Source organism: Chloracidobacterium sp., assembly GCA_016720705.1.
Taxonomy (GTDB): Bacteria; Acidobacteriota; Blastocatellia; order Pyrinomonadales; family Pyrinomonadaceae; genus OLB17.
Genome location: JADKKB010000005.1, coordinates 801,061 through 813,019, shown reverse-complemented (window position 1 = coordinate 813,019; position 11,959 = coordinate 801,061). Strand labels below are relative to the sequence as shown.

Here is an 11,959-nt window from a genome sequence, read left to right as displayed (position 1 = left end):
GTAACTTTGATGAGAATCAACCCGAACATGTGGACTAATGCGATTCGATCGATTCTGGTCATTTTCGCATTAGTTCTCATGTCGGAAACATCTCTGAGCCAACCCGGTTCGCAGACCTTATCTACGCTCTATTTAAAGGGCCACTTCGAAGATGTAGCCAAACTCGCACCTGCACAAATCTCACGACTGTCACAATCCGGAAGATTAGAAGAGGCATCTTATATAGGCTTTCTAACTTGTCGGACTTTAATCCAACTGGGGCGATATGACGAAGCTAACCAAGTCGTCGAGCCCTTCATTTTCGATTCCAAACTACAATCTCGCTTTCCCAGCTCTGTAGCATCTCTTTACCTATGTAAGGCCGCAGTTTCTCGCTCGACGCGCGATTTTGGAGCGGCTCTTGAAAACCTGCGACTAGCGAACTCGATATCGGCAAATGACTCTGCATCGCTCGCAGCTTATTACTTGGAGGTCGGTCGGACCCTATATTCGGCAGGACACGATTTCGCAGCGATCATATGGTTGGAAAAAGCTGAGAAAGAGGCTCTGGCAAACGACCACACTTCTATTTACTATGACGCACTACGATTTCTGAGCTTAGCTTGGACTGCGAAATTCTACTATGCCAACGCACTTAGTTATGCGGAAAAATTAGTTGCGAAATCTTCGATAGGAGAATTCGAACATCGCAACAGAATCGCACATCTCGAATTAGCGAACCTGCTCGATATCACCGGCCAGCCACAACGATCGAAGGACCTGTATCTCAAGGGTCTTGCCCTTTCGACGCGAGCTAGTGTGAACTACCACGCTGGACAGTTCCTTTCCAGTCTCTTGCTGCGATCATTATATGAAAATGATATTGAGGCCGCGAAAAATTACCTTGCAAGATTGGAATCAATCGACAAACAAAAGCAATTTTGTTTTGAGCGTCTTCTAGGGAGAGCCTTGGTCGAGAACTTCAAGGGAAACCGAATACTTTCAGACGAGTATTTTTCAAGGTTGGCAAACGAGAAAGGCACTTCCGATTACGTTGTGCCCTACTGGAAAAGCACGATTGCTGAGCGAGATCAGAACTGGAAAGAACTTATCACGAATGCTCATCGTCTACGTAAATTGACTGAAGATGAGAATTTTCAAGACGACCTTCCCCGGATCTATTACAAACTCGCATTAGGTTCATGGCGGCTAGGCGACCATCGATCTGCGAGGGAACACGCGGCAAAATCACTCTCCTTGTTCGAGCCCTTTCGAAACACTCCTACCGTCGATCTTTCGATTGCGATGATGGAGGTTCACCATTCCGTCTATAGGCTACTCAGCGAGATTGAGGTAACTGGCAATCCCACGAGAGCCTTTGAATATTCTGAACTACTTAAAGCAAATCTGCTTAGGGACAGGATCGAACGGTCCGTCCTGAAGCCACGCCCTGAACTATCCGAATCGATCCGAAACGAACTTCTTACGACTTCTCGCACCTACATTGAAGGAAAAGGAAATGAAGCGGTCCTAACAGAGTTGGAAAACGGCATTGTGAGCGATAAACAAACAGGGAGTAAGCAAACTCAGGATTTCTCGACACAGGATTTTAAACTTCCCGAGGACGTTACAATAGTTTCCTATGAATTCACGCAGTCAGGCCAACTCCTTGCCTTCGTCCTTGAATCAGCAAAGGCTTTACGTGCAGTTAAACTCCCCGTCAACGAAGTAGAGGCCGCAAAACTCGCGTCAGAAACACAAACTAAAATAATGGATCGAATTTTCTTCAAAATCGATGGGAAGAAAATCTACGATCTATTGCTGAAACCATTGGAACTGAAATCAAATCACCTAGTAATCGTCCCTGACAAGCTTTTGTGGAGAATACCTTTCCATGCCCTGAGCCCGGACGGAAATAAATACTTGATCGAGACGAAAACGGTTTCGTATTCACCGTCTGTTTATTTGCTAAAGCAACAGCTTGCATCCGAGCCGCCCCACAGACAAACTATTCAGATCTTTGCGAACGATACGTTCAACCGTCAGAAACTAGCTTATGTAAATAGCGAGGCGATGGTTATTGGAAAGCTATTCGGAATCTCCCCTCGGCTGAATGCCCACAGATTGGATTTCCTCAAATCTGTAGCGGAAACGGATATCCTTCATTTCTCAATGCATGCCCAACTCGATAGCGAAAATCCTCTATCTTCATTTCTTGCCTTTCAGCAAAATGGCGAGGACTCTGGCAGATTGACGGTCAACGATCTCCTATCGGTTCGCCTCAAGCCGAAAAGCTTAGCATTCCTCGCATCTTGTGACACGAGCAAAGTGCATAGTGGCGAAGGTCTGGTAAGTATTCCGTGGGCAATGCTGGGATCAGGGAGCACATCGGTGATCTCATCTCAGTGGGAAGTAAGTGACAAGTCAACGCAGTTATTTGCTACTACGTTTTATGCTGAGTATCTCAAAGGACACTCCACTTCGCTCGCTTTACAGAAAGCGGCGATTTCATTTATCCAGAACAAGCATCATGGGTTTCATGAGCCATACTTTTGGGCAGCCTTTAATATCCTCGGGGATTTTCGCTAGTTTGGCTTCTTTTTGAATCAAAATGTCATCCAGCGTTCCAATCTGGGTCGCTTTCGCCCCATAGCCTGCCATTTTCTACTTTCTGAGTGAGGAATAAATCTTGCAGTGCAGAAAGCACCTATGGTGCATTATGGAAAGTGAGTTTGTTGTTATATCGAAAATCGAATTCGCCACCTTGCTTCGTGAAGTCATTAACGAAGAGATCGAAGCTCAAATTGGCCCTCTCAAAGCAGTAATTGCAATTAAGCAGAAAGACGCTTGTAGCGCGGTTGGGATTACGGATGATACGGCGCGTCACAGAGTCGTCCAGGGCGAAGTGTCCCCACTGCAGAAGGACGGATCTAGACTAGTATATTTCGAATTAAACGCCCTACAAGGACTAAGGCCCAGAAAATTGTTAAGAAAAAAGTGAAAGGTTTAGAAGTTCAAATAGATACTAAAATAGATAAATAACGAAAAAGGCGTCCGCGTTGGACGCCTTAACTGTTGCAATAAATGGTGATCCGAGCAGGACTCGAACCTGCGACCCAGTGGTTAAAAGCCACTTGCTCTACCGACTGAGCTATCGGACCACTTTGGTTGCCACTTGCAACCGAATTGATGATTTTACATATTGCAGAGTTATATGGCAAGTTCCATTCTTATATCCGCACGTGAATAGAGAGAATTGGGATCGCCAGGTACCTCGACAAAGCCGTGTTTACGGTACAGACTTAATGCCGGAGCGAGCGTCGTGTGAGATTCTAGCCAGATAGTTTGAACGCCTTTTGTCTTGGCGAAAGTCGAGCATCGTTCGACTAGGTTGTCACCGATGCCCATTCCCTGAAACTCGGGGGAAACGGCCATTTTCGTGAGTTCCATCGTCTGCCCGCCCGATGGGATCATCGCGACCGTTCCGGCAGCGAGGCCTGCGACTATCGCCATGAATATCTCGCCACCAGCCTCGATCACGAATTTACGCGGGTTGTCGAGTATTTCGCGATCATGCTTTTCCGCCACGAAAAACTTGTCGATCCATTCGTAGTTAAGTGCGGCGAAATCCTCCGCCCATTCGTCACTAAACTCAACAATTTCAATATTCGCTGCCCTCATAGTCGTAGTTAGGCTTTCGACTCGAACCAGCCTTCCATTACCGATTCTTTGAGAATTATCGTTTGGTCACGTTCGGGCCCGGTTGAGATCAATCCGATCTCGGTCCCGATCTGCTCTGAAAGGAACCGAACGTAGGCTTGAGCCTTTTCCGGCAGCTGATCAAATTCGGTCGTGCCGATCGTATCCGACGTCCATCCCGGTAGCGTCTCATAGATCGGTTTGATCTTCAGAAGTTCGCTGGAAACGGCGGGAAATGTGTCAACACGCTTGCCGTCGATCTCATAGCCGATGCACACATTGATCTCAGTCAGAGCGTCGAGCACATCAAGCTTGGTCAGAGCGACCGAGTCAAAGCCATTGAGCTCGGCCGCATATCTCGTCGCGACCGCGTCAAACCATCCACAGCGTCGCGGACGCTTGGTCACAGAGCCGTATTCGTTTCCACGTTGACGAATAATATTCGCCATATCTTCTTCCGAATCCACCATTTCGGTGGGAAACGGGCCTTCGCCGACGCGTGTCGCATAAGTTCGGACAATGCCCAAAACGCCCGTAATATGGTGCGGCGGAATGCCGGCACCGACCGATGCACCGCCGGCGGTCGGGTTTGACGATGTGACGTACGGATAGGTCCCGTGATCGACGTCCAGCAAAGTTGCCTGAGCACCTTCGAGTAAGATCTTTTTATGAGCCTTACGAGCCTCGGCGAGGTAGTGAGACGTTTCACATACGAACGGACGAAGCCGTTCGACCAGAGGCTCGATCTCAGCCAGAATCTCGTCTGCTCTCAGCGGCTGCTGGCCAAATAATACGATTATGCGGTTAGCTTCTTCCAGATTACGCTCAATACGGAGTTTCAAAAGCTCGGGGTTCATCGCATCGGCGACGCGGATACCGCGTCGACCGGCCTTGTCCTCGTATGCAGGGCCGATGCCGCGAAGCGTAGTTCCGATCTTTTCATTGCCGAGACGCTCTTCAGACGTATGATCGAGAGCCCGATGATACGGCATTATGAGATGAGCACGTGAGGAAACCTTGAGGCGTTCCGGTGAAACGGAAATGCCCTTTTCGGCGATCTGATCGACTTCCTCGAAAAAGGCTTTCGGGTCAATGACCATTCCGTTGCCGAGAACACATATCTTATCTTCGTGAATGATACCTGACGGTAAGAGCCTCAAAACAAAGGCTTTATCGCCGACATACACGCTGTGACCGGCGTTATGCCCACCCTGATAGCGCGATACTATATCAAATCGGTCAGCCAATAGGTCAACAACCTTCCCTTTTCCCTCGTCGCCCCACTGGGCACCAATTATTACGATAATCATTCGTAGTTTTCCCTTTTGAATTCTAACTGAGCGTCCAGTTATAGAGATCGACGTAGTTACGCGCAGCGTTCTCCCACGAGTTGTCGACCGACATTCCGTTTCGCTGGATCTTTGCCCACGACCGCTTGTCCGCGTAGGCAAAGCGAGCTTCGTAGATCTTTTCCAACAATTTATCAGCTTTGTATTCTACAAATTTAAAGCCGTTTCCTGTTTCGCTGACCGCGTCCCAATTTTGGACGGTATCATCGAGGCCGCCGACGGCACGGACGATCGGCACCGTGCCGTATCTCAACGAATACATTTGATTTAGCCCGCACGGCTCAAACTTCGAGGGCATCAGAAACATATCCGCTCCTGCCTCGATAAGATGTGCCAAGGATTCATTATAACCGATGTAAACCCCGACCCGCGACGGTGCGTGATCGCGAAGTGCTTGTAGAAACTTCTCCGACTCCTTTTCCCCCGACCCCAGAGCGATAAAAAAGCCACCGGCGGCCAAAATGTCGCCTGCACCCTGGCGGATAAGTTCGACACCTTTCTGCGACGTCAATCGCGTAATGCTGGCAAAGATCGGTCGGTCGAGTTCCATTGGTAAATGGAACTGCTCGAGAAGAGCCTTTTTGCACTCGAGCTTGCCTGAGAGGTCATCGATCGAAAAATGTGCGGGTAATTCGGGGTCCGATGCGGGATTCCAAACCTCGTAATCAACGCCGTTCGTAATGCCGATCAACCGCCCGGCACGCTGCCGTGACAACCAGTCGAGGCCGTAGCCGTTCTCTGCGGTCTGGATCTCGCGCGAATATCGCTTTGATACGGTCGAGAGCGTATCCGATACTTCAAGTCCTGCCTTCATCGCCGAGGCATATCCATTGAAGCTGAACGCATTTCTGGCAAACTCTGAGGTAAATCCCATTGATGGCAACTGACCGAGGCCAAAGCCGCCCTGAAATGCCATATTGTGAATTGAAAACACTGTCCGGGTGTTTCGCCAATACGGATCCGAGTTTCGTCTTGAGGCAAGTTCAACGGCGGCAAACCCACAGTGCCAATCATTAAGATGGACAATGTCGGGAGCACCGCCTAAGCGCGTGATCAATTCCAACGCTGCGTGGTTAAAGAACGCGAAACGCTCGTAATCCTCGGTGTAACCATAAATGGAGTCGCGGTGGAATAGCGGCGGATAGTCGATCAGGAAAGTCGGCGAGCCATTTGCTTCGCTGTAGAATGCCTTGACCCGGACCGAGCGTCCGCGCCAGTTGACCCAGAGATCATCGACCGCCGTATGCCAGAGATACTCGCCCTTTGTCTGCAAGTAACACGGCGTGATCAGAAATGCGTCGATCCCGACCTGCTTGAGAGCCTTCGGCAATGCCCCGGCGACGTCGCCAAGCCCACCGGTCTTGGAGTATGGAACTGCCTCAGCGGAAATTACGGCTACTCTCATAAAAATTGAACTATAAATAGTTAATCGTGAATAGGAGAAAACATCAACCTGTTTCCTCACTATTCACGATCGGCTATACACTATTTACAAGTACTAGGACTGCATCGATGCTAGAAATTCCGCGTTGGTCTTAGTCTTGGATAGACGTTCGAGAACGACCTCCATCTGCTCGACGGGCGAAAGCGGGTTGAGTACGCGGCGCATCACCCAGACGCGGGCGAGATCCACTTTGCTGAGCAGAAGTTCTTCCTTTCTCGTGCCTGACCGTTGCAGATCGATCGCCGGGAATAGTCGTTTGTCCGAAAGTCGGCGGTCGAGGTGAATTTCTGAGTTACCGGTACCCTTAAATTCTTCGAAGATAACATCGTCCATACGCGAACCGGTATCGATCAAGGCGGTTGCGATGATGGTCAACGATCCACCTTCCTCAATGTTACGGGCCGCACCAAAGAAACGCTTGGGCCTTTGCAGTGCGTTGGAATCGATACCACCCGACAAGATCTTTCCAGAAGGCGGCACGACCGAGTTATGTGCACGAGCGAGACGCGTTATCGAATCGAGCAGGATGACAACATCCCGCTTGTGCTCGACCAGGCGTTTTGCCTTTTCGATGACCATATCAGCAACCTGCACGTGGCGGGTCGGCGGTTCGTCAAAGGTGGATGAAATAACCTCGCCCTTCACCGACCGCTGCATATCGGTAACCTCTTCAGGCCGTTCGTCGATCAGTAGCACGATCAGCGTGACCTCAGGATGGTTTTGCGTGACCGAGTTTGCGATAGTCTGCAGCAACATCGTCTTACCGGTTCGCGGCGGCGCGACGATCAGTGCCCGTTGTCCCTTTCCGATCGGCGTGACGAGGTCGATAACGCGGGCCGCGATCCTTTCCGGATCGCCTTCGATCTCCATCGTCAACTGCTCTTCCGGGTATAGCGGGGTCAGATTGTCAAAGAATATTTTCTCGCGTGACTGCTCGGGTGCTTCAAAGTTGATCGCCTCGACCTTGATCAGAGCAAAGTAGCGTTCGCCCTCTTTCGGCGGCCTGATCTGGCCTGATACGGTATCGCCGGTGCGGAGATCAAATTTGCGGATCTGCGACGGGCTGACATAGATGTCGTCCGGGCCGGGCAGATAGTTGTACTCAGGGGCACGCAGAAAGCCGAATCCATCGGGGAGCGTTTCGAGTACGCCCTCTGAGAATATCAGGCCGCTTTTTTCCGTTTGCGTCGCAAGGACCTTAAATATCAGCTCTTGCTTCCTCAGTCCGCTCGCCCCTTCGATCCCCATTTCTTTGGCAATATGGGTGAGTTCGCTGATGGACATATCCTTGAGACCTGCCAGATTCAGCATCACAGCGTTATTGCCGTTGCCGTCGCTTTTCTTTTCGGCAGGTTCGTTTGAAACGTCGATAGGATCGGCATTCGATGGTACTTCCGTGGCTCGTTTTGGCCTGCGGGTTGATGTAGTTTTGGTTGCCATGTCAATCGGTGTGAAAGTGGATAAATTGAATTTTGTAGAGGCTATTCAAATTGTGCTGCGATGCAGGCCGGATCGAATGATCAGAAACGCCATCGGGCCGCAAACGAAAAATGGATTGTGAGTATTAATAACAAAGATTCCCGTCTTCTTGACCTGGAAAGAAACCTTGAGTTAAGGCGATATTTAATAATTACACCATTCGAAATGATAAATCAACTAAAATCTTTACTTTTATTTACTGCCGCCTCGATCTCAGCCCATACTGCCTCGCGTCCGCGACCCGTCTGCGACGAAAACGCGATCACTTTTGCACCCTGCAATTCTGTTTCGATCACCCTCAGGTTCTTTGCAAGTTGATTGTTTGTCAGTTTGTCGGCCTTGGTCGCGACGATTATCCGCGGCTTATCGTTGACCGTCATCCACTCGTGGAGTTGGCGATCGAGTTCGGTCGGAGGATGCCTGGAGTCGACCAACTGGATCGACAATATTAGTTCATCACGACCCGAGAGATAATCCTCGGCCATTTTGCCCCAATCGGCCCGCATCGTTTTTGATACCCTTGCGTAGCCGTAACCGGGTAGATCCGCAAAATAGAATCGCTCGTTGACCAAAAAAAAGTTTATGCTTTGCGTTCGTCCCGGTGTATTAGAAGTGCGTGCCAAGCCCTTTCGGTTGAGCAGCGAATTTAGAAGCGAGGATTTGCCGACGTTCGACCGTCCCAAAAATGATATTTCAGGCAGTCCGTCGATCGTCCAGTGGGAGCGCTCAAATGCACTCTTTGTAAATTCTGCTGAGGTGATCTTCATTGATCGGTCGTCTCGGCCGCATTTTCCATTTCGGCGCGGGCCTGCATCCAGCGCTTCATCGTCTCACGACGCACGGCGAGGGTTTCAAGTGCATTCGGTTGCCGCATAAGGACTTCCTCCATATGCTTGTACGAATTCGGGCTCGCTAACCGCTCTCGGAGTTCGGCGACATACGGTTGGATCTTGCAAAAAACGACCCAGATCTCGCCCGCCGAATCCATAAACATCGCCTCATCGATCGCACCGCGATTGACAAAACTTGCCGCCATATCCCAATAGCTTGTCACCATTCGGTACATCGCACTAGTCGCCGGATCGACCATCGTCTTGACGACGTCCTCGACCGAGTCAGGAAAAAACCCGATGAACCACGCCCTTGCTTCACGCATTTTGTCTTCGCGCCGCAGTTCGTACAGTTTCAGGATCAGTTCGGCTGAGTGGATCTCTTTGCTCATAGTCTTAGTTGCTCAATTCCTATTCTATCGTGGCTGAGATATCTGCTCCCGCAGAGTCACTGCTCCACACCTGCGGCACATCAGTAGCCGACTCGACGACGGAGGTGTCCGGCTCAAGTGCAAACTTGAGCACTTCGTCGATCATATCGACCGCGTGGATCGTCAGATCGTCCCGCACCTCATCCGGGATCTCGGCCAGATCTTTTTCGTTCTCTTTGGACAAAATGATCGTTCTCAGCCCAAAACGGTGCGCCGCCAGAAGCTTTTCTTTGACGCCGCCGATCGGCAGGACCTTGCCTCGAAGCGTGATCTCGCCGGTCATTGCCACATCGTGTCTGGCCGGGCGTTTAGTGAGTGCGGACACCATCGCGGTCGCAAGCGTAATACCCGCACTTGGGCCGTCTTTTGGTATTGCCCCCTCGGGGACGTGTATGTGAAGGTCCTTTTCGCGAAAATCCGCCGGATCGATGCCGAGTGCTTCGGCCCGTGTGCGAACGCAGGTAAGGGCCGCCTTGGCCGACTCCTGCATTACTTCGCCGAGCTTTCCGGTCAACGTCACTTCTCCCTTGCCCTTGACGAGCGTCGCCTCGACTTGCAACACGTCTCCGCCGACCTCGGTCCACGCAAGCCCGTTGACCAACCCGACCTCGCTCTTACGAGCTATGTCCTGTTTACGGTACCGGATCGTGCCGAGTAATTCCTGGACTTTCTCAGCGTCGATAACGACGCGAAACGCTTCCTTATCGTCCGATGCGACGTATTTACGGGCGATCTTGCGCAAGCACGAACCGATTTCGCGTTCGAGATTGCGGACGCCCGCTTCCCGTGTGTAATGGCGGATCGTCTCAAGGATACCATCATCGGTAAACACCACCTTTTCGGGATCGATTCCGCTGTTTTCGCACTGTTTGGTTATCAAATGCCGCTTAGCGATCTCGACCTTTTCGCGTTCCGTATAGCCCGAGAGACTGAGTATCTCGAGTCGGTCCTGCAATGCCGGCGGGATCGTATGCAGGACATTTGCTGTCGCTATAAAAAATACGTGTGAAAGATCGTAATCGACATCCAGATAGTGATCTCTGAAAGTACTGTTTTGCTCAGGATCGAGCACCTCCAGCAATGCCGCACTCGGGTCACCGCGATAGTCGCGTCCGAGTTTGTCGACCTCATCGAGCAAAATCACCGGATTGATCGTTCCCGCACGCTTCATCAACTGTACTATCTGTCCGGGCATCGATCCGATATAGGTTCGGCGGTGGCCTCTGATCTCGGCTTCGTCGTGAACGCCGCCAAGCGCCAGCCTGACAAATTTACGCCCTGTCGCATTGGCGATCGATTTACCGAGACTTGTTTTACCGACACCGGGAGCACCGACAAAACACAGGATCGTACCCTTGGGATTTTTGACCAACTGACGAACGGCCAGAAATTCGAGTATTCGCTCCTTTATCTTCTCTAGGCCGTAATGGTCCTCGTTGAGTGTATATTCAGCGGCGTTGAGGTCCTCGATCTCCTCCGATCTTTCTTTCCAAGGCACATTTAACAGCCAATCGAGATAATTTCGCGAGACCGTACTCTCCGCAGACATCGGCGGCATTGCCTCGAGCCGTGAGAACTCCTGCATCGCCTTGTCCTTGGCTTCCTCGGTCATCCCGGCTTCTTCGATCTTGGCTTTTAGCTCATCAAGTTCGGCTTTTTCGTCTTTCCGGCCGAGTTCTTTATGGATAGCCTTGATCTGCTCGTTCAGATAATACTCACGTTGATGCTTGTCCATCTGCTTTTTGGTACGCGAATGGATGTTGCGGTCGAGTTGCCGCTTATCGATCTCGGCCTCAAGCACGTCGATTAGCCGTTGCAACCTTTCCTGCACTGAGACAGTTTCAAGCAATTCCTGTTTCTCGGCGACCTCGATCCGCAGGTGCGACGACATCGAATCAGCGATCTGAGCCGCTGACACACCGCGAAGGGCAGCGTGAAGGGCGTCAGTATACGCATCCGGAGAAACTCGTAGCAGCTGCTCGACGATGGTATGCAGGCGTTGGAGCAAACCGTCAGTGCGATAACCCGACTCGTCCGTCGAGGGAATGCGTCTGACGTGGGCGTAAAACATACCTTCGTCATCCTGCTCGACCCGCACCATACGACCGCGTTCCCTGCCCTCGACAACCACCTTTATCTGGCCGTTCTCCTGACGCTGGGCCTGCAAAATACGACCGAGCGTACCGACCTCAAATATCTGATCGGCATTGGGTTCGTCGACGGAGGCATCGTGCTGCGTCGCCAGGAATATCTGTCGTTCGCCGGTCATCGCCTGTTCCAGAGCCATTACGGAACTCGGTCGGCCGATCTTAAAGGCAACTTTTGTGTACGGGAAAATGACAACGTCCCGAATCGGCACCATCGGAAAACGCTCAATGTCGGACGGCATTTGATCTGTAAATTCTTGCATACTTAATGGAAAAATTTCACCTTGCGGCGGACGTAACTTTTAGGGTTAATACTATTTACGCAAAATCATCCGGCAAAAGCAACACCAAATGAACTCAAAATTCTTTTATCGCAAGGCTCGGTTGATGTACGGTATAAATATCGATTAGACCCGATATTCTATAAACCACGCCCAAAAACTTTGATCTATGGCAGATCGCGACGCGGGTCGCTCGTGCCGGGCCGATCAATCAATTGTTGGCAATAAACACATCAAGTTTTCGCGGTGAACTTTTGGGTTTCGGCTGCACTCAATCGGCGTTCAAATTCAAGTGCGGGTCATTGACCTATAGCCCCATT

Annotated in this window: 8 protein-coding genes and 1 tRNA gene; 1 reads left to right on the top strand and 8 read right to left on the bottom strand. The window is 50.8% G+C overall.

Features of this window, described 5'->3' with window-relative positions:
• Positions 1 to 9: 9 nt before the first annotated feature.
• Positions 10 to 2,568, top strand: a complete 2,559-nt coding sequence (locus IPQ00_06980; GenBank protein MBL0240301.1) for a CHAT domain-containing protein — start codon at positions 10 to 12, stop codon at positions 2,566 to 2,568.
• 496 nt (positions 2,569 to 3,064) lie between these two features.
• Here IPQ00_06980 and IPQ00_06975 read toward each other — a convergent pair.
• The 8 genes from IPQ00_06975 to lon form a co-directional block, all read right to left on the bottom strand.
• Positions 3,065 to 3,140, bottom strand: a tRNA-Lys gene (locus IPQ00_06975).
• A gap of 49 nt (positions 3,141 to 3,189) precedes the next feature.
• Positions 3,190 to 3,660, bottom strand: a complete 471-nt coding sequence (locus IPQ00_06970; GenBank protein ID MBL0240300.1) for a GNAT family N-acetyltransferase — start codon at positions 3,658 to 3,660, stop codon at positions 3,190 to 3,192.
• Between the two features lie 8 nt (positions 3,661 to 3,668).
• Positions 3,669 to 4,988 (bottom strand): adenylosuccinate synthase, encoded by a 1,320-nt coding sequence (locus IPQ00_06965; protein ID MBL0240299.1) that lies wholly within the window; start codon positions 4,986 to 4,988, stop codon positions 3,669 to 3,671.
• A gap of 22 nt (positions 4,989 to 5,010) precedes the next feature.
• Positions 5,011 to 6,432, bottom strand: coding sequence for a glycogen synthase (locus IPQ00_06960; GenBank protein MBL0240298.1), 1,422 nt, complete (start codon positions 6,430 to 6,432; stop codon positions 5,011 to 5,013).
• Positions 6,433 to 6,525: 93 nt separating this feature from the next.
• Positions 6,526 to 7,782 (bottom strand): transcription termination factor Rho, encoded by a 1,257-nt coding sequence (gene rho, locus IPQ00_06955; protein MBL0240297.1) that lies wholly within the window; start codon positions 7,780 to 7,782, stop codon positions 6,526 to 6,528.
• A 341-nt stretch (positions 7,783 to 8,123) separates the two neighbouring features.
• Positions 8,124 to 8,717: a YihA family ribosome biogenesis GTP-binding protein gene (locus IPQ00_06950; GenBank protein MBL0240296.1), complete on the bottom strand. Its 594-nt coding sequence runs from the start codon at positions 8,715 to 8,717 to the stop codon at positions 8,124 to 8,126.
• Positions 8,714 to 9,172 carry a hypothetical protein gene (locus IPQ00_06945; protein MBL0240295.1) on the bottom strand — a complete coding sequence of 153 codons (459 nt, stop codon included), beginning with the start codon at positions 9,170 to 9,172 and terminating at the stop codon, positions 8,714 to 8,716. Before IPQ00_06945 ends, IPQ00_06950 begins: the two co-directional genes overlap by 4 nt.
• 19 nt (positions 9,173 to 9,191) lie before the next feature.
• A complete protein-coding gene (lon, locus tag IPQ00_06940; GenBank protein MBL0240294.1) occupies positions 9,192 to 11,621 on the bottom strand; it encodes an endopeptidase La in 2,430 nt (809 codons plus the stop codon).
• Positions 11,622 to 11,959 lie beyond the last annotated feature (338 nt).